The following is a 21,017-nucleotide window of genomic DNA, read 5'->3' on the forward strand; positions in this document are numbered from 1 at the left end:
AGGTGGGTCAGGTGCCGTGCGGGGTCGCGACCGGTCCGGTGGAGGACCGGACGACGAAGTGGGCCGGGAGCACCTCGTTGGACGGCTCGTCGGAGCCTCCGGACAGGTGTTCGAGGAGCCGCTCGACGGCACGGGTGCCCTGCTGCCGGGCGTGCTGGTCCAGAGTCGTCAGGCCGAAGGCCTCCCCGATGGGATGGGCGTCGATGCCGATGACGGACAGATCACCGGGCACGGTGAGACCGAGGTCCCGCGCCGCGAGGATCGTGCCGGCCGCCATCTCGTCGGACGAGGCGAAGACCGCCGTCGGGCGGTGGAAGGGGTCCGCCAGGAGGTTCTTGGCCTGCTGGTAGGCGCCGGTGAAGGTGTAGTCCGCGATGAGCGACCACGCGGGGTCGACGGGCAGTCCGGCGCCCGCCATTGCCTGTTCCCAGCCGTCCCGGCGGTCGCTGGACATGGGGAAGTAGCGCCTGCCCTCCTCGGCCCCGCCGAGATGCGCGATCCGCCGGTGGCCCAGCCCGATCAGGTGCTGTGTGGCGCGGCGCCCGACGTCGAGGTCATCGATGCTGATGGTGGACGCGCCGACCAGCGGGCCCCCGACCCCGACGAGGGGGATGCCGGCGGAGAACATCTGCTCCGTGTCGGCCGGGTCAAGGTGCAGGGACACCGCCACGGCCGCGTCCAGCCGCTTGCGCAGGAGGAAGTCCGTCAGCACGGTCTCCCGGTACCGGTCCCCCTCGAAGTTGTAGAGCGTCAGGTCGTACCCGGCCTCCACGAGCGCGGCGGCCACGCCCTCGAGGACGGTGGAGAAGTACCACCGGTCGACGTGGGGAAGGACCACCCCGATATTGCGGCTCCGACCGCTGGCCAGGCTCGACGCGTGGTAGGACACGACGAAGCCCAGCTCCTGCGCCGCCTCCCGGACCCGGGCCCGGGCGCGCGGCGAGACATGCCCCTTCCCGCTGAGCGCCCGGGACACGGTCGCGGTGGACACTCCCGCCCGGGCGGCGACGTCCTGGAGCCGGGGTGGGTTCATCGCCCGGTGGTCCCGGGGTCCTCCGTCTGCAGCCATGCGCACTCCTCCGGGTCCAGGATATGCGGCGCGGAGACCGGGGACCCGCTGCGCAGCAGCACCGGCAGGTCCGGCAGCTCGACCGGGGCGGAGCCTGTGTTCAGCAGCACCAGCACGCCGTTGTTGACGAGGCCGAGGCAGTCGGGTCCGGTGCGGCCCTCCGCCCACGCGAGCGAGCCCGAGCCGAGGCCGTGCTCCCGCCGCAGCGCCAGCGCGGCGCGGTAGAGGGACAGCGTGGACGCCGGGTCGTGGCGCTGCGCCTCGCGCGAGAGCGCCGCCCAGCCCGGAGGCTGCGGGAGCCAGGCCTCGCCCGTGTCGCTGTAGCCGAGGGAGACCCCGGTGCTGGTCCAGGGCAACGGCACCCGGCAGCCGTCACGGCCGAGCCGGTCCCCGCCGGTGCGGTGGTAGGTCGGGTCCTGACGGACGTCGTGGGGAAGGGTTGTGTGGTCCGGCAGGCCCAGCTCCTCCCCCTGGTACAGGTACACGCCGCCCGGCAGGCCGAGCATGAGCAGGGACGCGGCGCGCGCCCGCCGCGTGCCCAGCACGTGGTCCGGCTGATCGTCATCGGGCCCCCGGCCGTCGCCCGGGCGCGGGGACTCCGCCGTCAGCGCCAGGCGGGTCGTGTGCCGCACGACGTCGTGGTTGGACAGCACCCAGGTGGTCGGCGCCCCGACCGCGTCGAACGCTTCGAGGGAGGAGGTGATGATCCGGCGCAGCTCCGTCGCCTCCCACGGCGCGGCGAGGTAGGAGAAGTTGAAGGCCTGGTGCATCTGGTCGGGACGCACCCAGTCGGCCAGGCGGTCCAGCGGGTCCACGCTCGCCTCGGCGCAGAGGATCCGCTCGCCGTCGTACTCCGCGAGCACCTCGCGCCAGCGCCGGTAGATGTCGTGGATCTGCGGCTGCCCGAACATCGGGGCGTCCGTGAACGGGTAGCCCGGGATGCTCCCCCCGTCGGCGCGCCCGCCCCAGTCGGGGAGCCCCCCGGCCTTGACGAGGGCGTGCGCCACGTCGACCCGGAAACCGGCGACGCCGCGGTCCAGCCAGAACCGCAGCACCCGCTCGAACTCCTGCCGGACCGCCTCGTGGTCCCAGTTGAAGTCGGGCTGCGACGAGTCGAACAGATGCAGGTACCACTGGCCGGGCTGCCCGTCGGCCTCGGTCACCCGGGTCCAGGCCGGGCCGCCGAAGTGGGACTGCCAGTTGTTGGGGGGCAGTTGCCCGGACGCGCCGCGGCCGTCCCGGAAGACGAACAGCTCGCGCTCCGGGGCACCGGGACCGGCCGCGAGGGCCCGCCGGAACAGAGCGTGCTCGTGCGAGCAGTGGTTGGGCACCAGGTCGATGATTACCCTGATCGACAGCGCGTCCGCAGCGTGCACCAGCGCGTCGAAGTCCGCCAGAGTGCCGAAGGCCGGGTCGACGTCGCAGTAGTCGCTCACGTCGTAGCCGCCGTCGAGCTGCGGGGACGGGTAGAAGGGCGAGAGCCAGATCGCGTCGATGTCCAGCTCCGCCAGCTGTCCCAGTTCGGCGGTGATGCCGGCGAGGTCGCCGACGCCGTCCCCGTCGAGGTCCCGGAAGGAACGGGGATACACCTGGTAGATCACCGACGACCGCCACCACTGCGGGTCCTGGTCGCGATCGTGGACGGGTGTGAGGCGCAGGGACTGCAGCGGGCCGTAGGTCGTGGACATGCGCTCCATCGTAAGCCGGATCACCACGTACTGGAAGCGCTATCACAACGCGTTAATCAAATTGTTGGGGTATTCCTGAGGTGTGGACAGCGTTTGTGATAGCGCTTACAGTAGTGAGCCAACTCACCTTCGGGTGTGCAGCCCTCTTGGCCGGGCCGCCCGAGTTCCGGCCACGTTCCCCCCTCCGGGGTCCGCCGGCGCGGGAACAGCCGCGGGATCCTGAAAGGAATCACCCACCATGTCCTCTGTGCGCTACGCCAATGTGACCTGTCAGTACCCCGGGGCCGAACGCCCCTCGGTGACCGACCTGAACCTGGACATCGCCGACGGGGAGTTCCTCGTCCTGGTCGGCCCCTCCGGGTGCGGGAAGTCCACCACCCTGCGGATGCTCGCCGGCCTCGAGGAGGTCACCGGCGGCAACATCTACATCGGCGACCGCGACGTCACCGACGTCCCCTCCCGGGACCGCGACATCGCCATGGTCTTCCAGAACTACGCCCTGTACCCGCACATGACCGTGGCCGAGAACATGGGCTTCGCCCTGAAGATCGCCAAAATCTCCCCCGAGGAGCGCCGCCGGCGGGTGGAGGATGCGGCGAAGATCCTGGACCTCACCGACTACCTGGACCGCAAGCCCAAGGCGCTGTCCGGCGGGCAGCGCCAGCGCGTGGCCATGGGGAGGGCGATCGTGCGCTCCCCGCAGGTGTTCCTGATGGACGAGCCGCTGTCGAACCTGGACGCGAAGCTGCGGGTGCAGACCCGCACCCAGATCGCCTCCCTGACCCGCCGGCTGGGGGTCACCACCGTGTACGTCACCCACGACCAGGTCGAGGCGATGACCATGGGCGACCGGGTCGCGGTGCTCAAGGACGGGCTGCTGATGCAGGTCGACACCCCGCGGGCGCTCTACGACCGGCCGGCCACGGAGTTCGTGGCCGGGTTCATCGGCTCCCCGGCGATGAACCTCTTCCGCGCCCCCGTCACCACCGGCGTCGGCTCGGGTGCCACCGTGCAGCTGGGCACGGTGGCCGTCCCGCTCACCCGGGCACAGCAGGAGTCGCTGACGGGGGACAGGGTTACCGTCGGGATCCGGCCCGAGGACATGCACCCCGCGGCTGAGGGCACCGGGTTGCCGATCGAGGCCGACGTGGTCGAGGAGCTCGGTGCCGACGCCTTCGTCTACGGCCACCTCGCCCCGGTCACCGCGGCCAACACGGTGGTGCCGGTGGACAACACCACCGGGGCCGAGGAGGACCCCACCGTCCACGAGTTCATCGTCCGGGTCGAGGGCCGCACCCCGCCGCGGGCCGGGACCACCGTCTGGGTCGCCCCGGACCTGGAGCACGTGCACCTCTTCGACGCCGCCACCGGCCGACGCCTGCCTGACTGACTCCGGAGCCCACGCTCACGCCGCCGACCGACTACGGACAATGATGAGGAAACCCACCATGAAACAGACTCACCGGGCCGCCGGCGCCGTCGGCGCAGCGCTCCTGCTCGCCGGCTGCGCGTCGGCACCCACGGCCGGCCTGGCCGGCGGACCGGGCAGCATCAAGATCCAGGCGGGCGAGGACGAGATCCCGGCTTTGGAGCAGGTCGCCGACAGCTTCACCGCCGACACCGGGGTGGAGGTGGAGTTCGTCCAGCGGGAGATCAACGCGCAGGCGATCTCCAACTTCATCTCCCAGTCCCCGACGGGGCAGGCCCCGGACATCATCGTCTCCCCGCACGACAACCTCGGCCAGCTCGCCGCCAACGGCGTGGTGGCCCCCGTGGAGATGGGAGACCGGGCGGAGGATTTCACCGAGAACGCCCGTGAGGCCGTCGTCTACAACGGGGTGAGCTACGGGGTGCCGTACGCGATCGAGAACGTGGCGATGCTGCGCAACAACGAGCTCACCGCCCAGGACCCCGCCACGTTCGACGAGCTGCGCGCGATCGGGCACCGGCTCATGGAGGAGCGGGGGATCGAGTACCCCTTCACGGTGAGCCAGTCGCCCGAAGCCGGCGACCCCTACCACCTCTATGCCCTGCAGACCTCCTTCGGGGCCGAGGTGTTCGAGCGCACCGCGGAAGGGGAGTACACCAGCAACCTCACCATGGGGGGTGAGGACGGCCACGAGTTCGCCCGCTACCTGCAGGACCTCGGACAGACCCGGGACCTGCAGACCTCCATGACCCCGGACATCGCCAAGGAGTCCTTCCTCAACGGCGAGTCCGCCTTCCACCTGGGCGGGCCGTGGGAGCTGACCGACGTCGAGGCCGCCGGGATGGACGTGAGCGTCCTGCCCGTGCCGCCGGCCGGGGACGAGGAAGCACGCCCGTTCGTGGGCGTCCAGGCGTTCTTCGTCAACGCCAACGCCCCCAACCCGGTCGCGGCCCAGGACTTCGCCGCCAACTACCTGACCCGCCCGGAGTCGCAGACGGCCATGTACGAGAGCACGGGCCGGCCTCCGGCCAGCCAGGTGGCGATCGACCGCATGCAGGGCGACCCGCTGCGCGCCGCCTACGCCGAGATCGCCGAGACCGGCCTGCCCATGCCGGCCATCCCCGAGATGGGCGCGGTGTGGAGCTTCTGGGGCACCACGGAGAACGCCATCATCAACGGCCGCGGAAACCCCGTGGAGCTGTGGGACCGCATGATCGACAACATCGAAGGACAGATCTGATGAGCACGCACATCACCGCACGGGGAGCCACCGCCGCCCCCGGCGAGGCGGGGGGCGGTGCCGGGCTCGGCGCGCCCCTGGACCTGCGCAACTCGCACTCCCGGGGATTCGGCATGGGCTTCGTGGTCAAGCTGCTCCTGATGGCGCTGATCAACGCGTTCGGCCTCTACGGCATCCTCGCGGCCTGGGCCGCCGGCAGCTGGGGCATCCTGGCCTTCCTGGCGTTGGCCCTGATCGTGGCCGACCTCGTCTACTTCCTGCCCAGCCGGAAGATCCTGCCCGCCAAGTACCTCTATCCAGGGCTGATCTTCCTGCTGATCTTCCAGATCTTCGTGGTGCTCTACACCGCCGCCACGGCGTTCACCAACTACGGTGACGGACACAACGCCACCAAGGCGGCGGCGATCAGCCAGCTCACCACCACCTACGAGCAGCGGGTCGAGGGCTCCCAGGCGTACCCCGTCACGGTCCTCGAGGGCGATGACGGACTTGCGCTGGCCACCGTGCAGGACGACCAGGTGCTCGTGGGCGCCGCCGATCAGCCGTTGGCCCCGCTCGAGGACGCCACGGTCACGGACGGCCGCGTCGTCGAGGCGCCCGGCTACGAGGTGCTCGACTACGGCGGCGTCGTCACGGCCGCCGACGAGCTGACCGACCTCCGGGTGCCCATGAGCGGACAGGAGGCCGACGACGCCGCACTGCGCACCGACGACGGCCGGACCGCCTACGTGTACGAGTCCACGCTCGTCCACGACGAGGCGGCCGACGCGATGGTCGCCGACGACGGCACCGTGTACGCGAACAACGGGGAGGGCGCCTTCGTCGGACCCGAGGGCGAGGGCCTGCGGCCGGGCTGGCGGGTCTTCGTGGGCCTGGACAACTTCGCGGCGATCTTCGACCCGGCGATCCTGGGCGGCCCGTTCGTCTCCGTGACCCTGTGGACCTTCGCCTTCGCCATCCTCTCGGTGGCCCTGACCTTCTTCCTGGGCCTGCTCCTGGCAATCCTGTTCAACGACGAGAAGCTGAGGTTCCGGAACGCCTACCGGGCCGTCATCTTCCTGCCGTACGCCTTCCCCGCCTTCCTGTCCATCCTGATCTGGGCGGGTCTGCTCAACACCGACTACGGCTTCGTCAACGAGATCCTGCTGGGCGGCGCCGGAGTTCCCTGGCTGGACAACCCCTGGCTGGCCAGGATCTCGCTGCTGCTGGTCAACCTCTGGCTGGGCTTCCCGTACATGTTCCTCGTGACCACCGGCGCCCTGCAGTCGATCCCGAGCGAGATCTACGAGTCCTCCGAGATGGACGGGGCCGGACCGGTCCGCCAGTTCGGGTCGATCACCCTGCCCATGCTCATGGTGGCGGTCGGCCCGATGCTCATCGCGTCCTTCGCCATGAACTTCAACAACTTCAACGTGATCTATCTGCTCACCGGAGGCGGACCCCAGGACGTGGAGTCCACCACCGGGGTGGGCGCCACGGACATCCTCATCTCGTTCGTCTACAAGATCGCGTTCGCCGGCGGCACCAATGACTACGGTCTGGCCTCGGCCCTGTCCATCCTCATCTTCATCATGGTGGCCGTCATCTCCGGACTGACGTTCCGCCGCAGCAAGGCTCTCGAGGAGATCAGCTGACATGACCACTCCCACCACACCCACCCCGGGCGACCGCCCCGGCCCCGACGGCGCCCACGGCGCCCCGTGGGCCGCGGCCACGGCCGCTCCGTCCACCGGCACCTCGAACACCGTCCAGCCCACCGACACGCTGCGGCCCCCGGACGCCCCGACCGGGGCTCCCCGGCCCCGTCGGCGCCGTCGCTCCGCCCGCGGCGGATGGAAGCACCTCGCCGCGATCGCCGCGTGCGTCTTCGCGCTCTTCCCGCTCGTCTATGCCCTCTCGGCGTCCCTGTCGGCCTCCGGATCCCTCCTGGGATCCAACCGGCTCTTCTCCGACGTGACCGGTGCCAACTACACCAACCTGCTCAACGACCCGCAGAACCCGTACCTCACCTGGTTCGCCAACTCGATGTTCGTCTCCGTGACCACGGCCGTGGGCACCGTGCTCATGGGCGCGGCGGCGGCCTACGCCTTCTCCCGGTTCCGGTTCAAGTCCCGCAAGAGCGGGCTCATGTCCCTGCTGATCATCCAGATGTTCCCGCAGCTGCTGGCCTTCGTGGCGATCTTCCTGCTGCTGTTCGCGATCTCCGAGGTCTATCCCTTCCTGGGCCTGAACTCCCGGCTCGGCCTCGTCGCCGTCTACCTGGGCGGGGCACTGGGGGCCAACACGTTCCTCATGTACGGCTTCTTCAACACCATCCCCAAGGACCTGGACGAAGCCGCGGAGATCGACGGCGCGTCGCACGCCCAGATCTACTGGACCATGATCCTGCCGTTGGTGACCCCCATCCTCGTGGTCGTCGGGATGCTGTCCTTCATCGCGTCCTTCTCGGACTTCCTGCTCGCCCAGATCGTGCTGCAGGACCCGGACAAGTACACGCTGGCCGTGGGGCTGTACCAGTTCGTCTCCGTGCAGTTCGGGGAGAACTGGGGCGTCTTCACGGCCGGGGCGATTCTGGCGGCGATCCCGGTGGTCGCGCTGTTCCTCTTCCTGCAGCGCTACATCGTCTCGGGCCTGACCGGCGGCGCGGTGAAGGGCTGACCACCAGCTCGCCTGTCCGCACCACCGCCCGGCCACCTCTGCGCCCAACTCACCGGTTCCGCCCGAGAGCAGAGCATCAATGCTCTGCTCTCGGGCGGAACCGGTGAGTTCACGAGGAGGCGAAGCGGGACCGTGCGGGAGGAGAGCGTGCGCGGGAAGGGGCCGGGCGGGCATCGGGGCCTGTCATGATGGGGCGGAACGCACGACGGACCGGACGGGAGGTGGCACGCGGTGCCGCTGGTGGACAACGTGGTGTACGTGGAGGGCCGGCGCGCGTCGACCCCGGAGGACCTGGACGAGACCTACGCGGTGATGCGCGGGCACGGCGGGATGGCCTGGATCGGCCTCTATCGCCCCGAGCCGCCCGAGGTGCAGTCCGTGGCCGCGGAGTTCCGGCTGCACGACCTCGCGGTGGAGGACGCCCTGAAGGGGCACCAGCGCGCCAAGCTGGAGCGCTTCGGGGACACCCTCTTCGTGGTGCTGCGCCCGGCCCGGTACCTGGACGACGTCGAGAAGGTCGAGTTCGGGGAGCTGCACGTCTTCGTGGGCCGCGACTTCGTGGTCACGGTCCGCCACGCCGAGTCCCCCGACCTGGCCGCGGTCCGGCGCCGGCTGGAGGCCGCCCCGGAGCTGCTGGGCGCGGGCCCGCAGGCGGTGCTGTACGGGATCCTCGACGAGGTGGTCGACGGCTACGCCCCCGTGGTCGCCGGTCTCGAGAACGACATCGACGAGATCGAGGACCAGATCTTCGGCGCGGACCGGGACGTCTCCCGCCGGGTCTACGAGCTCTCCCGGGAGGTCATCGAGTTCCAGCGCGCCGTCCACCCGCTGGTGGCCATGCTGGAGGCCCTGCAGCTCGGGGCGGAGAAGCACGGGCTGGGCGTCGAGCTGCAGCAGCGGCTGCGGGACGTGCAGGACCACGCCATCCGGGTGGGGGAGCGCGCCGACGCGTTCCGCGTGCTCCTGCAGAACGCCCTCACGGTGCACGCGACCCTGGTGGGGCAGCGGCAGAACGACGAGATGCAGCGGCTCACCGAGTCGGCCCTGGCGCAGAGCGAGGAGGTGAAGCGGATCTCGTCCTGGGCCGCGATCCTCTTCGCGCCGACCCTGGTGGGCACGGTGTACGGGATGAACTTCGAGCACATGCCCGAGCTCGCGTGGCCGCTGGGCTACCCGCTCGCGCTGCTGGCCATGCTCGGCATGGGGGTGGCCCTCTACGGGGTGTTCAAGTGGAAGCGGTGGCTCTGAGGGGCGCTCTCAGATGCTGTGGCGCATCGCGCGGATCCCCACGGCCAGGCCCAGGGCGGCCAGCAGGACCGCCGCGAGAGCGCCGGCGGCCACGGCCGGATCGCCGAACTGGCCGTTGAACAGGGCCCGCTCCGCGTCGACCATGTAGGTGAGCGGGTTGAACCGCGAGAGCACCTGCATCCATCCCGGACCGGCCTCGAGCGGCAGGAGCATCCCGGACAGCAGCATGAGGGGGAACAGCAGCCCCTGCTGCACGGTCCAGAACATCCAGTCCCGGTTCCGGGAGACGATGGCCAGGGCGTAGCTCAGCGCCCCCAGCCCCACACCGAAGACCGCGAGGATCGCCAGGCCCACCGCCATGCCGGGCAGGGACGGGCGGAAGCCGAAGAACGCGGCGACCCCGGAGATCACCAGGGCCTGCAGCACCAGCGGGACCATCTCCTTGCACGCGCGCCCCACCATGAGCGCCGAACGGGACACCGGGGCCACGAGCATCCGCTCGTGCGCCCCGGACTGGATCTCGAACAGCAGGTTCGAGCCGGTCATGGCGGTGCCGAACAGCGCGATCATCACCACGATGCCCGGCACGAACCACTGGAACGCCTGGTCCAGGGGGAGCCCGGTCATCCCGCCCAGGAGCGGGCCGAAGAAGGCGAGGAACATCAGCGGCTGCATGAGCGAGAAGACCAGGCTGAAGGGGTCCCGGATCACCGGCCGCAGCTCGCGGACGAAGACGCTCACGGAGTCGTGCAGGATCCCCGCCGGGCGGGCCCGCTCGGCGCCGCCGGCGGTCCCGCCGGACGACTCGCGGGTGGTCGGAACGGTCGTCATCGGGGTGCTCCCACGCTCGTGGCCTCGGCGGCCGGATCGGTCTCGGGGTCGTCCGTCTGCTCCTCGCGCAGGCTCCGCCCGGTGAGCCGGAGGAAGACGTCGTCGAGGGTCGGGCGGTCGAGCTCCGCGGTCCGCACGGTGTGGCCGTCCCGGTCGAGCTCGCGCAGCAGGGCGGGCAGCACGCGCTCGCCGTGGTCGACCGCGACGACGACGCGCGCGCCCTCCCCGGCGGGGGCCGCCTCCGGCTCGGCGCCGCCGGCCCCCGCGGCGGCGGCCGCGCGCCGGACGGCAGCCACGGCGGCCGCCGGGCCGGCGTCGATGGTGAGGGCGATCCGGTCCCCGGCCAGGTCCGTCTTGAGCCGGGACGCGGTGTCGTCGGCGATGATCCGTCCCCGGTCCACGACCATGACCCGCTCGGCGAACTGGTCGGCCTCGTCGAGGTAGTGGGTGGTGAGGAACAGGGTGGTCCCGTAGCGCCGGCGCAGCCCGAGGATGTGCTCCCACAGGTTGGCCCGGGACTGCGGGTCCAGTCCGGTGGTGGGCTCGTCGAGGAAGAGCAGCTGCGGGCCGGGGATCAGGCCGAGGGCGATGTCCACGCGGCGGCGCTGGCCGCCGGAGAGCTTCATCGTGGGCCGGCGGACGAGGTCGCCGAGGCCGAGGGCCTCCACGAGCTCGTCCACGCGGCGCCGGGTCTCCGCGCGGCCCAGCCCGTACAGGGCGCCCTGGCTGAGCAGCTCGTCCCGGACCCGCTGGTACTGCCCGGCCCCGTTCTTCTGCCCGATGTAGCCGATCCGGGCGCGCACCTCGGCCGGCTGCCGGGCGACGTCGAAGCCGCACACGGTGGCGGTGCCGCCCGTGGGCCGCAGCAGCGTGGTGAGCATGCGCAGCGAGGTCGACTTGCCCGCGCCGTTGGGCCCGAGGAACGCGGTCAGCGTGCCCGGCGCCACGTCCATGGTCAGGTCGACCACCGCGTGGACGGTCCGGCCGCCGGGCCCGCGGAAGCTCTTGCTCAGCCCGCGGGCGCTGATGATGGGTGGGGTGCTCATGGGTCCACGGTAGAGCGCATCCGGGCCGGCGGCCGCCCGCGGGAGGACGTGGACTGCGGGACGTGCCGGATCCGGTGCCGCGGATGCCCCTGCCGGTGCGCGCAGGGGCCCTGCACGGCCGGTCCGGCGACGCTCCGGACGGGGCGGGCTCTCCGCCCGCCGCGGGCCGGGCGCGGGGACGGGGCGGACCGGGCTTAGAGTCGTGGGCGTGAGCGTCCCCACCACCGCCCTCGATCCCGCACGGGTCCGGCGCGCCCGGATCGCGGTGTCCGCGTTCTTCCTCACCAACGGCGCCCTCTACGCCAACCTGCTGCCGCGCCTGCCGGAGGTCAAGGACGCGTTCGGGCTCTCCAACACCCTCTACGGCCTGGTGGTCGTGGCGTTCCCGCTCGGGGCGATCCTGGTGGGCGCCCTCCCCGCCCGGGCGATCCGCCGCTTCGGCTCCGGCCGGGTGGCGGCACTGGGCACCGTCCTGCTCTCCGGGTGCCTCGCGGCCGCCGGGGCCGGGGCGGGTCTGGGCGCCGGCACGGGGCCGGGCGTGGGAGTGTTCCTCGCGGCGATGTTCCTGGGCGGGGCGCTGGACGCCCACGTCGACACCGCCCAGAACGCCCAGGGGATGGAGGTCCAGCGCGCCCGCGGGCGCTCGATCATCAACTCCCTGCACGCCCTGTGGAGCCTGGGCGCCGTGGCCGGCGGGCTCATGGGCACCGCGGCGCTCGCCCTCGGCGTGCCCCTCGGATGGCACCTGCCGGCGAGCGGGATCGTGTGGAGCGCGGTCGCCCTCGTGGCGCTGCGCTCCGCGCTGAGCCCGGCGGAGGGCCGGGGGCTGCGCACGGTCGGCCCGGACGACCCGCTGCCGGAGGGCACGCACCGGGACGACCCGCTGCCGGACGACCCGTGCCCGGACGGCACATCCTCGGACAGCACGACGACGACGGACCCCGGCGCCGCCGGCTCCCGGCCGGACCCGGACCCCGGGCGCGGCGGGACGGGGCAGCCCTCGGCGGGGCGCATCGTCGTCGTCAGCCTCCTCCCCGTGGCCGTCATCGCGATGGCCGGGGTCATGGTCGAGGACGCCGGGCAGAACTGGTCGGCGGTGTACCTGAGCACCGAGCTCGGCGCTCCTCTGGCCGCCGCGGGGCTCGGGCTCGTGGCGCTCATGGCGGCGCAGTTCGTGGGCCGGATGCTCGGCGACCCCATGACCGACCGCTGGGGGCGCGCCGAGGTGGCCCGCGCCGGCGCCGCCCTGAGCGCGGCCGGGATGCTGCTCGTGGTCCTGGCCCCGGTGCCGGCGGCGGCCGTCGCGGGCTTCGCGCTGGCCGGCTTCGGCTGCGCCACGCTCGTGCCCGCGGCCTTCCACGCCGCCGACGACATCCCCGGGCTGCGGACCGGGACCGGCCTGGCTCTCGTCAGCTGGCTGATGCGGATCAGCTTCCTCGGCCTGTCCCCGGCCATCGGCGTGCTCTCCGACGCCGTCGGGCTGCGGGCGGCACTGGTCGTCGTCCCCGTCTTCGCGGTCGTCGCGGCCCTGATGGCCGGCGTGCTGCGGGAGCGCCGGGCACCCTGACCCGGCCCCGGCCCCGGCCCTCGGCACGCCCGGTGCGCCGAGCCCCCACCCCTGATGGGCCCGGTGCGTCGAGTCCCCACGCCGGTGCCGGATCCCCATGGTTGGACATGGGGATCCGGCGCTGAGCTGGGGATTCGGCGAGGTGGGCCGCGCAGACGTGGGGGCTCGGGACGGGGCTCGGCGGGGCCTGCGGTCCAGGGCTATCCTGGAGCCACCATGTTCCACCACTTCTTCCTCTGACGGGCCCGGATCCCGCGGCGCAGCACGTTCGCCGCGGCGGACCTCTCCGTTGCCCACCCGTCCCCTCGCCAGGAGCCCCGGCCGTCCGCCGCGTGCCGCTCCGCACCACGGAGGAAGCATGTCCACCGTTCCTGTCCACCGTCCCGCCGTGCCCGCGGGCGAGCACGCCCAGCTGACCGCCACCGGGATCCGCCTGGTCCGCGGCTCCCGCACCGTCCTCGACGGACTCGACCTCACGATCACCCCCACCACCCGCCTCGGGGTGGTGGGGGAGAACGGCCGCGGCAAGACCTCGTTGCTGGAGGTGCTCTCCGGCACCCTCCTCCCGGACGCCGGCACCGTCCGCCGCACCGGCACGCTCGCCGTGGTCGACCAGGAGCTGCCCGTGCCTCCCGACGGCACCGTGGGGGACCTCCTGGACCTCGAGCTCACCGCCGAGCACACCGCGGTGGCGCAGGTCGAGTCAGCGGCCCGCGACCTCGCCGCGGACGAGCCGGGCGCGGCGGAGGAGTACGCGCAGGCGCTCACGGTCGCCCAGGCCCTCGACGCCTGGGACGCCGACCGGCGGGTGGACCAGGCCCTGCAGGCCCTGCACGCCGTGACCGACCGCTCCCGGGTGCTCGGCACCCTCTCGGTGGGGCAGCGCTACCGGGTGCGCCTGGCCTGCCTGCTCGGGACCGTCCACGACCTCCTCCTGCTGGACGAGCCCACCAACCACCTCGACGCGGCGGGGCTGACCCACCTGGGCGCGGCGCTGCGCGGCTTCCGCGGCGGCGTGGTCCTGGTCAGCCACGACCGGCGGCTGCTGGGGCAGGTCGCCGACACCGTCCTGGACCTGGACCCCAGCCGGGACGGCCGCCCGCGGTGGTACGGCGGCGGGGTGGCGGGCTGGCGCGCCGGCCGGACCGCCGAGCGCTCCCGGTGGGTGCACGACCACCGGGAGCAGCAGGCCGAGCACGCCCGGCTGGCCGTCGACCTCGAGCGTGCGCGCTCCCGCCTGGTCGACGGATGGCGCCCGGACAAGGGCACGGGCAAGCACACCCGCGCCACCCGGGCGCCGGGGCTCGTCCGGTCGGTGCACCGCCGGCAGGAGGACCTCGACCGGCACCGTGTGGACGTCCCCGAGCCCCCGCTGGTGCCCGCGGTGCCGGAGCTGCCGGTGCTGCCCGGCGTCGAGCTGGTGCGGGCCGAGGGCGTCACGGTGCAGGGCCGGCTGCCCCGGCCCGTCGACGTGGCGCTGGAGTCCGGGGACCGGCTGGTGGTCACGGGCCCCAACGGGGCGGGCAAGTCCACCCTGCTGCAGGTGCTCGCCGGTGTGTCGGCTCCCGGCACGGGCCGGCGCACCGCCGCGCCCGGGGTGCGGATCGGCCACCTGCGGCAGGAGGGGCTCCCGCACGGTGCGCGCTCGGCCCAGGCGGTGTACGAGCAGGAGCTCGTCCGGCTCGTGCTCACGGGCCGGCTGGCCGAGCACGAGGTGGTGCCCCTGGCCGCCCTGGGCCTGCTGGCGGCGCGGGACCGTGAGCGCCCGGCGGCGGAGCTGTCCGCCGGGCAGCGGCGGCGCCTCGAGCTCGCCGTGGTGCTGGCGTCCCGCCCGCACGTGCTGCTGCTGGACGAGCCGACCAACCACCTCTCGATCGCCCTCGTGGACGAGCTCACCGAGGCGCTCGCGGCCACGGCCGCGGCGGTGGTGCTGACCACCCACGACCGGCAGCTCCTGCGGGACACGAAGGGCTGGCCGCGGCTGGGGCTGTGACGGTCCGGAACCGGGTGGACGGCCGCCCGTGGGACGGCCCTAGACTGCGGAGCAGAGGGCGGAGGGGACCGCCACCACGCGCCGGGGTCCGGCGTGCCGGGATGCCGAGGAGGACACCATGAGGATCCGCGCTGCCGTCGTCGAGGGGATCGACGCCCCGTTCGGGCTGGAGGACGTCGAGCTCGCCGAGCCGGGCCGGGGGGAGGTCCTGGTCCGCATCGTCGCGACCGGGGTCTGCCACACCGACGCCATCACCCGCGAGGGCGACATGCCGCTGCCGCTGCCCGGGATCCTGGGCCACGAGGGCGCGGGGGTCGTGGAGCAGGTCGGTGAGGGCGTCACCGCCGTGGCGCCCGGTGACCGGGTGGTCATCGGCTGGCCCTCGTGCGGGGCGTGCCGCAACTGCCTGGACGGGCAGCCCCGGTACTGCCTCCGGACCGGGGAGGCGCTGGTCTCGGGCCGCCGCTTCCGGGGCGAGGACGCCGGGACCTCGGCCTACACCCGGGCCGACGGCTCGCAGCTCTCCGGGCACTTCTTCGGCCAGTCCTCCTTCGCGACCCACTCGATCGTCCTCGCCGACGCGCTGGTGAAGGCGCCCGACGACGTGCCGCTCGAACTGCTCGGTCCCCTGGCCTGCGGGCTGGGCACCGGCGCCGGCGCGGTGCTCAACGAGGCCCGCCCGGAGCCGGGCTCCTCCCTGGTGGTCTTCGGCGCCGGGGCCGTGGGACTCGCCGCGATCATGGCGGCGCGCTGCACCGCCGCCACCACGGTCATCGCCGTGGACCTGCACGACTCCCGGCTCGAGCTGGCCACCCGGTACGGGGCCACCCACGTCATCAACTCCCGCGACGCGGACGTGGTCGCGGAGGTCGCCCGGATCACCGGCGGAGCCGCCGACTACGCCTTCGAGTGCACCGGGGTGGTCCCGGTCGTGGAACAGGCCGCGGAGTGCGTGGGCATGCTGGGCACGCTCCTGCTCATCGGCGGGGCGCCCGCCCAGGCGCGCTTCAGCGTGGACCACCTGCGCACGCTGTGGGGCAAGCGGATCCTGGGCGTGCTGGGCGGCGGCAGCCGCACCGGCAGGTTCATCCCCGCCCTGATCGACCTGCACCGGCAGGGCCGCTTCCCGTTCGACGAGCTGGTGCGCTTCTACGAGTTCGAGGAGATCGAGCAGGCCCTCGCCGACAGCCGGTCCGGTGCCGTGGTCAAGCCGGTCCTGCGGATGCCCCGCTGACCCGGCGGTCCCGTTCCCGCGCCAGGTCCGGGGGCGCAGCGCACACGGTTCAGTCGATCCGCAGCTCGTGGACGCCGCGCTCGAGACCGAGCTCCACCGCGGCGATGACGTCGTCCACGTTGTGCCCGGGCGGCAGCCGGGGCGGCAGGCCGGTCAGGGCGCGGTCCACGAGCCCGGTGTCCATGTGGGGCAGCCGCGCGTCCACCACCGCGATCCGACGACGACGCAGCTCCCGCCGCAGCGACCCCAGCCACGAGGCCATGGCCGCCTTGCTGGCGGCGTAGCCGGCCATGCCGGCCAGCGGCAGCTCCGCGACCACACCGGTGAGGACCGCGACCGCTCCGCCGTCCGCGACGTGGGGCAGGGCCGCCCGGAGCACGGCCATGGGCCCGAGGGCGTTGACCTCGAACAGCTCCTCCACGACGGCCTCGTCCTCGTCGACGGCCGGGCCGAACGCGGCGACGCCGGTGGCGATCACCACGGCGTCGAGGCCGCCGAGCTCCTCGGCCGCCCGGCCGACCACCGCCGCGGCCTCGTCGTGGTCCACGAGGTCCAGGGCGTGGGCCGCGCGCAGGCCGAGCCGGCGCCGCAGCTCCTCGGCGTCCGCGGCGGAGCGGCCGGTCACCACGATGTCGGTGGTGCGCTCGCCCAGCCGTTCGCACAGCCGCTGTCCGAGGACGCCGGTCGCCCCCACCACGAGGATCCTCGCGCCGTTCAGGTCCATGATCCCACTCCTGCCCCCGGTGCGGCCCCGGGACGGGCGCCGTGCTCCGAGCGTACCCAGACGCTCCGACAGCGCCCAGTGCTGTGCAGTTCCACAACGATCGCCCGCGGCCCGCCGCCCACCGTTGTCGGATGCGAACCGACCGGCGTAGATTGCAGTCCTCGGGGCCGGGCCGGGCGGACGCCCGCGGCGCTGGTGCTCCGCGATCGGGGGTCCAACCACATGTCACCGACCACGTCACGTTCGGCCCGGGCGCTGGGTGCCGCGGCCCTGCTCCTCCTGGCCTCCTGCGCCGCCCCGACCGGCGGGGAGCCCTCGGGGGAGGGCACCGGCCCCACCGGTTCCCCGACGGCCACGGCGGCCGGGTCCCCGACCGGCTCGGAACCGGCCACGGGGTCCCCGTCGCCGGCCTCGGCGAGCCCGACCGCCGATCCGACCGGGAGCCCGACGACCGGTCCCACCGCGAGCCCGACCGTCGGCCCCACCGCCACACCGACCCCGGGCCCCACGGGCTCGCCGGCTCCCGCGGAGCTCGTGACGCACTCGGGCACGGCCGCCGACGCGGCGTTCGCCTTCGAGCTGCCCGCCACGTGGCGGGTGGACGGGGAGTTCTCGGGCGTCGGCGGCACGGTCACGGTCGTCGGCCCCGACGGCGCACCGCTCGGCTACCTGACGGTCCTCCAGGCGTGGGGCGCGGAGTGCGGGCCCGACTGCACCCAGCCGGCGGTGGTCCACCTCGGGGACGTCCCGGGCGAGGCGGCGCTGTCCAGCAGCGGCGAGTTCGTGGTGCGCTCCGTGGCCATGGACCTCACCTCCTCGCCCCGGCTGCGCAACGTCAACGGCTGGCAGGACAACGTGCGCCTCATGACGTCGCTGACCGACGCGGACACGCCGCCGCCCACCGCGATGCTGCCGCACGTCATGTACGGTCTGGGGCTGGTCGAGACGGGGGTGGTGGCGTCCAACGGCATCACCTACCGGACGGTCATCTTCAGTTCCGCGCACGACTTCCCGACCATCGCGGCGGCCGAGGAGTACGTCGCGTCCGAGGAGCACCGGCAGATCCAGGCGATGATCGCCTCCTTCCGCGCCTGAACCGCCTCGCTCCCGGCGTCGTTCCCGCGCAGCCCGGCCCGGGCGGAGCGGGAACGACGGGTGCGCGGCCCCGCCTCCTCCCGAAGTCACCGGTCCGACCCGGGACACCGGCCCGTGTGCTCCGATCTCGGGCACACCCGGTGAGTCCGAGGGGATGCGGGAAGAGAGGGGGCGGGTCAGGCGGGGGTGTACCCCATCCGCCGGCTGACCCGCAGGCCGGCCTCCTTGAGGTCGTCGACGAGCTCGGTCATGTGCTGGTCCGTGAACCGGAACGCCGGGCCCGACACGCTGATCGAGGCGACGACCGTGCCGAGATGGTCGCGCACGGGCACGGCCAGGGAGTTCAGCCCGATCTCGAACTCCTCGCACGCGATGGCGTAGCCCCGGGCGGCCACGTCGATCAGCTGCCGTTCCAGCTGCTTGCGCGAGGTGATCGTGCGGCCGGTCAGGGCCCGCAGTCCCTGGGACCGGAGAACGCGGGCCCTGTCCTCGGAAGGGAGCCCGGCGAGGAGCACCTTCCCGCTGGCGGTGGCGTGCAGAGGGGTCAGGCTTCCGATCCAGTCGTGCATGCTGAGCGCGGAGGGCCCCATCTCCTGGTCCACGTTGACGGCCTGGCCCTCCCGGAGGACCGCCAGATTGACCGTCTCGGAGTGGATCCGAGCCAGCTCGCGGATCTCGTCGCGCGCCTCGGCCACCACGCTCAGCCGGCCGGGGATCGCGTGCGCCAGCCGCAGGATCCCGAAACCCAGCTGGTACGGGCTCCCGTCGCTCGGATGGTGCACCAGGCCGCGCAGCTCCAGGGCGCTGAGCAGGCGCGAAGCAGTGGACTTGTGCACTCCCAGCTCCGCGGCCACCTCGGTCACCGTCGAACCACCGGTCCGGGCGAGGACCTCGAGCACCGTGATCGCCCGGTCGACGGACTGGACGCCGCCCGGAGTCACCCCGTCGGAGCCGTTCTGCTCCGTCGCGGCGTCGGAGGTCAGCTGAGGTCTGGGGTTCTGTGGGGACATGACCCCATGGTAGTCATCCGTCATTGTCGTGCTCCCGTCCGCTCCACCCGAGGGCGGCCGGCCCGGCGAGGCCGGCCGCCCGGACCGGGCGCGTCCCGGTCCGGCCCGGTCCGTCAGGTAAGGTTCGTCTCCTTCTTCCGGGCCTGGCCGTTCTTCTGGGCATAGATCGGCTGGCCGGCGGCCGTGGCGTCCACGGCCCGGAACTCGGCTGTGTGCGGGTCCGTGCTCTCCCGGGTGACCAGGGTGAACTTCTGGTGCCCGTACTCGTCGACGGCGTTGCGCACCGCGCGGTTCATCACGGACTCGGACAGGCGCTTGCGCAGCCACATCGGGTCCTGGCGCAGGTCCCGGGCCAGCGCGAAGCACAGCAGGAGCATCACCAGGATGAACGGCAGGGCGGAGACGATCGTCATCCGCTGCAGGCCGCCCAGGGCGGCGGCGGGGTCGTCGCCGCCGGCCAGGAGCATCACCGCGGCGACGCCGCCCATGAGCACACCCCAGAAGACGATGACGGGGCGGGAGGGCTCCAGGCTGCCGCGGGAGCTGAGCGAGCCGGTCACGATGGACGCCGAGTCGGCGCCCGTGACGAAGAAGATCCCGGTGAGCACCATGGCCAGCACGGCGAGGCCGACGGTGACCGCCTGCGGCAGGTCCAGGCCGGTGAACATGTCGTAGATCGCGCTGTCGAAGGAGATGGTCGGGGACCCGTCCACCACCGTGGCGATGCCGTCGCCCGGGTCCGGTGTGGCGTCGGCCCGGCGCTGGATGTCGATGGCCGTGCCGCCGAAGACGGCGAACCACAGCAGGGACACCAGCGAGGGCACCACGAGCACTCCCACCACGAACTGGCGGATGGTCCGGCCCCGGCTGATCCGGGCCACGAACATGCCCACGAAGGGGGTCCAGGAGACCCACCAGGCCCAGTAGAAGATGGTCCACCCCGAGAGCCACTCGCGCATCCCCTCGTCGCCCACGGCCTCCGTGCGGGCGGACATCTCCGGCAGCATCTGCGCGTAGGAGCCGACCGAGGAGGGAATGAGGTTGAGGATGAAGACGCTGGGGCCCACCACGAAGATGACGACCGCCATGAGCAGGGCCAGCACCATGTTGGTGTTCGAGAGGAACTGGATGCCGCGGGCGATGCCGGAGACGGCCGAGGCCACGAAGCAGAACGTCAGCACCGCGATGACGGCCACCAGCATCGGGGTGGTCACCTCGGCGACGACGCCGTTGAACTGCAGGCCGCTGCCGATCTGCAGGGCGCCCAGGCCGAGCGACGCGGCCGTGCCGAACACGGTCGCGAAGATGGCGAGCATGTTGATGATCTTCCCGCCGACGCCGTCCACGGCCCTGCGCCCGAAGATCGAGACGAACGCCTCGGAGAGCAGGTTCTTGCGGCCCAGGCGGAAGGTGCCGTAGGCGATGGCGATGCCGACCACCGCGTACATCGCCCACGGGTGCAGCGTCCAGTGGAACAGGGACGTGGCCATCGCCGCCTCGATGGCCTCGGCCGTCTGCGCGTCGGCCGTGGCCGGCGGCGGGGAGATGTAGTGGTACAGCGGCTCGGCGACGCCGTAGAACATCAGGCCGATGCCCATGCCGCAGGCGAACATCATCGAGATCCACGACACCGTCCGGAACTCCGGGCGCTCACCGTCCTGGCCCAGCGGGATGTTGCCGAACCGGCCGACGGCCAGCCAGAGGACGAAGACCACGAACAGGGAGGCCAGCAGCACGAAGAGCCATCCGGTGCTCTCCAGCACCCAGCCCAGCGCCACCGTCGAGGCGCTGGACAGGCTCTCCGTGTTGAGGAACCCCCACAGCACGAAGGCGACCACGAGAGCGCCGGTGACCGCGAAGATCGTCCGGTCGAGGCCTTCCAGGCCGGCGCGGAACGACTTCCTCCGCTCGGCGACCCCGACCTTCAGCTCGTCGAGGATCGCGGCCTCCTCGGCCTCGGCCTCGTGCAGCAGGGTCGTGTCGTCCACGGGCGGAGTCGCGGGCGGTGCCGTCGACCCCTCCTCGGGCGTGGGGTCCACGCGATAGTCGTCGTTGCTCATCGGATGCTCTCCTGGCTCTTCGGGCCGGCTTGCCCGGGGACGGTGTCGCCGATCTTGTCGGTGATCCAGTCGTGGAAGGCGCCGATGTGGTGTTCGGAGGGGACGAGGACGCCGCCGGTGGCGTA

Annotated in this window: 16 protein-coding genes; 9 read left to right on the forward strand and 7 right to left on the reverse strand. The window is 72.7% G+C overall.

What is annotated here, in order from left to right; all coding sequences use genetic code 11:
* Window positions 1-7: 7 nt before the first annotated feature.
* Together RCG67_RS02430 and RCG67_RS02435 are read right to left on the reverse strand one after the other, a co-directional pair.
* Window positions 8-1,069 (reverse strand): LacI family DNA-binding transcriptional regulator, encoded by a 1,062-nt coding sequence (locus tag RCG67_RS02430; RefSeq protein ID WP_368824689.1) that lies wholly within the window; start codon window positions 1,067-1,069, stop codon window positions 8-10.
* Window positions 1,030-2,757: a glycoside hydrolase family 13 protein gene (locus tag RCG67_RS02435; protein WP_368824690.1), complete on the reverse strand. Its 1,728-nt coding sequence runs from the start codon at window positions 2,755-2,757 to the stop codon at window positions 1,030-1,032. The genes RCG67_RS02430 and RCG67_RS02435 overlap by 40 nt, the downstream gene beginning before the upstream one ends.
* A gap of 238 nt (window positions 2,758-2,995) precedes the next feature.
* On the opposite strand from RCG67_RS02435, the gene RCG67_RS02440 reads away from it, so the two are divergent.
* From RCG67_RS02440 to RCG67_RS02460, 5 genes are all read left to right on the forward strand, one after another.
* Window positions 2,996-4,147: an ABC transporter ATP-binding protein gene (locus RCG67_RS02440; RefSeq protein WP_368824691.1), complete on the forward strand. Its 1,152-nt coding sequence runs from the start codon at window positions 2,996-2,998 to the stop codon at window positions 4,145-4,147.
* A gap of 58 nt (window positions 4,148-4,205) precedes the next feature.
* The gene (locus tag RCG67_RS02445) at window positions 4,206-5,426 is read left to right on the forward strand and encodes a sugar ABC transporter substrate-binding protein (protein ID WP_368824692.1); all 1,221 of its coding nucleotides are present in this window, start codon (window positions 4,206-4,208) and stop codon (window positions 5,424-5,426) included.
* A complete protein-coding gene (locus tag RCG67_RS02450; protein WP_368824693.1) occupies window positions 5,426-7,060 on the forward strand; it encodes an ABC transporter permease subunit in 1,635 nt (544 codons plus the stop codon). Before RCG67_RS02445 ends, RCG67_RS02450 begins: the two co-directional genes overlap by 1 nt.
* Window position 7,061: 1 nt before the next feature.
* Window positions 7,062-8,084 carry a sugar ABC transporter permease gene (locus tag RCG67_RS02455; protein ID WP_368824694.1) on the forward strand — a complete coding sequence of 341 codons (1,023 nt, stop codon included), beginning with the start codon at window positions 7,062-7,064 and terminating at the stop codon, window positions 8,082-8,084.
* Window positions 8,085-8,315: 231 nt separating this feature from the next.
* Window positions 8,316-9,332, forward strand: coding sequence for a magnesium and cobalt transport protein CorA (locus RCG67_RS02460; RefSeq protein ID WP_058872993.1), 1,017 nt, complete (start codon window positions 8,316-8,318; stop codon window positions 9,330-9,332).
* Between the two features lie 9 nt (window positions 9,333-9,341).
* Here RCG67_RS02460 and RCG67_RS02465 read toward each other — a convergent pair whose 3' ends face one another.
* Complete coding sequence (locus RCG67_RS02465) at window positions 9,342-10,163, reverse strand: ABC transporter permease (protein ID WP_368824695.1); 822 nt, start codon at window positions 10,161-10,163, stop codon at window positions 9,342-9,344.
* Window positions 10,160-11,209: an ABC transporter ATP-binding protein gene (locus tag RCG67_RS02470; RefSeq protein WP_368824696.1), complete on the reverse strand. Its 1,050-nt coding sequence runs from the start codon at window positions 11,207-11,209 to the stop codon at window positions 10,160-10,162. Before RCG67_RS02470 ends, RCG67_RS02465 begins: the two co-directional genes overlap by 4 nt.
* A gap of 208 nt (window positions 11,210-11,417) precedes the next feature.
* On the opposite strand from RCG67_RS02470, the gene RCG67_RS02475 reads away from it, so the two are divergent.
* From RCG67_RS02475 to RCG67_RS02485, 3 genes are all read left to right on the forward strand, one after another.
* Window positions 11,418-12,776 (forward strand): MFS transporter, encoded by a 1,359-nt coding sequence (locus RCG67_RS02475; protein ID WP_368824697.1) that lies wholly within the window; start codon window positions 11,418-11,420, stop codon window positions 12,774-12,776.
* Window positions 12,777-13,134: 358 nt separating this feature from the next.
* On the forward strand, window positions 13,135-14,769 hold the full coding sequence (locus RCG67_RS02480) for an ATP-binding cassette domain-containing protein (RefSeq protein ID WP_368824698.1): 1,635 nt from the start codon (window positions 13,135-13,137) through the stop codon (window positions 14,767-14,769).
* Between the two features lie 118 nt (window positions 14,770-14,887).
* Complete coding sequence (locus tag RCG67_RS02485) at window positions 14,888-16,003, forward strand: NAD(P)-dependent alcohol dehydrogenase (RefSeq protein ID WP_368824699.1); 1,116 nt, start codon at window positions 14,888-14,890, stop codon at window positions 16,001-16,003.
* Window positions 16,004-16,052: 49 nt separating this feature from the next.
* Here the strand turns inward: RCG67_RS02485 and RCG67_RS02490 are convergent, their stop codons facing one another.
* Window positions 16,053-16,727 (reverse strand): SDR family NAD(P)-dependent oxidoreductase, encoded by a 675-nt coding sequence (locus RCG67_RS02490; RefSeq protein WP_368824700.1) that lies wholly within the window; start codon window positions 16,725-16,727, stop codon window positions 16,053-16,055.
* A gap of 222 nt (window positions 16,728-16,949) precedes the next feature.
* On the opposite strand from RCG67_RS02490, the gene RCG67_RS02495 reads away from it, so the two are divergent.
* A complete protein-coding gene (locus RCG67_RS02495; RefSeq protein WP_368824701.1) occupies window positions 16,950-17,822 on the forward strand; it encodes a hypothetical protein in 873 nt (290 codons plus the stop codon).
* Between the two features lie 176 nt (window positions 17,823-17,998).
* Here the strand turns inward: RCG67_RS02495 and RCG67_RS02500 are convergent, their stop codons facing one another.
* Together RCG67_RS02500 and RCG67_RS02505 are read right to left on the reverse strand one after the other, a co-directional pair.
* Window positions 17,999-18,832, reverse strand: a complete 834-nt coding sequence (locus tag RCG67_RS02500) for an IclR family transcriptional regulator (protein ID WP_368824702.1) — start codon at window positions 18,830-18,832, stop codon at window positions 17,999-18,001.
* 113 nt (window positions 18,833-18,945) lie between these two features.
* A complete protein-coding gene (locus RCG67_RS02505) occupies window positions 18,946-20,892 on the reverse strand; it encodes a BCCT family transporter (protein ID WP_368824703.1) in 1,947 nt (648 codons plus the stop codon).
* Window positions 20,893-21,017 lie beyond the last annotated feature (125 nt).

It is taken from the genome of Kocuria cellulosilytica (assembly GCF_040981245.1).
GTDB lineage: Bacteria > Actinomycetota > Actinomycetes > Actinomycetales > Micrococcaceae > Kocuria > Kocuria cellulosilytica.

Coding starts and splice junctions, on each gene's coding strand:
- RCG67_RS02430 (WP_368824689.1), bottom strand. CDS start 1,069: ATGGCTGCAGACGGAGGACCCCGGGACCACCGGGCGATGAACCCACCC.
- RCG67_RS02435 (WP_368824690.1), bottom strand. CDS start 2,757: ATGTCCACGACCTACGGCCCGCTGCAGTCCCTGCGCCTCACACCCGTC.
- RCG67_RS02440 (WP_368824691.1), top strand. CDS start 2,996: ATGTCCTCTGTGCGCTACGCCAATGTGACCTGTCAGTACCCCGGGGCC.
- RCG67_RS02445 (WP_368824692.1), top strand. CDS start 4,206: ATGAAACAGACTCACCGGGCCGCCGGCGCCGTCGGCGCAGCGCTCCTG.
- RCG67_RS02450 (WP_368824693.1), top strand. CDS start 5,426: ATGAGCACGCACATCACCGCACGGGGAGCCACCGCCGCCCCCGGCGAG.
- RCG67_RS02455 (WP_368824694.1), top strand. CDS start 7,062: ATGACCACTCCCACCACACCCACCCCGGGCGACCGCCCCGGCCCCGAC.
- RCG67_RS02465 (WP_368824695.1), bottom strand. CDS start 10,163: ATGACGACCGTTCCGACCACCCGCGAGTCGTCCGGCGGGACCGCCGGC.
- RCG67_RS02470 (WP_368824696.1), bottom strand. CDS start 11,209: ATGAGCACCCCACCCATCATCAGCGCCCGCGGGCTGAGCAAGAGCTTC.
- RCG67_RS02480 (WP_368824698.1), top strand. CDS start 13,135: ATGTCCACCGTTCCTGTCCACCGTCCCGCCGTGCCCGCGGGCGAGCAC.
- RCG67_RS02485 (WP_368824699.1), top strand. CDS start 14,888: ATGAGGATCCGCGCTGCCGTCGTCGAGGGGATCGACGCCCCGTTCGGG.
- RCG67_RS02490 (WP_368824700.1), bottom strand. CDS start 16,727: ATGGACCTGAACGGCGCGAGGATCCTCGTGGTGGGGGCGACCGGCGTC.
- RCG67_RS02495 (WP_368824701.1), top strand. CDS start 16,950: ATGTCACCGACCACGTCACGTTCGGCCCGGGCGCTGGGTGCCGCGGCC.
- RCG67_RS02500 (WP_368824702.1), bottom strand. CDS start 18,832: ATGTCCCCACAGAACCCCAGACCTCAGCTGACCTCCGACGCCGCGACG.
- RCG67_RS02505 (WP_368824703.1), bottom strand. CDS start 20,892: ATGAGCAACGACGACTATCGCGTGGACCCCACGCCCGAGGAGGGGTCG.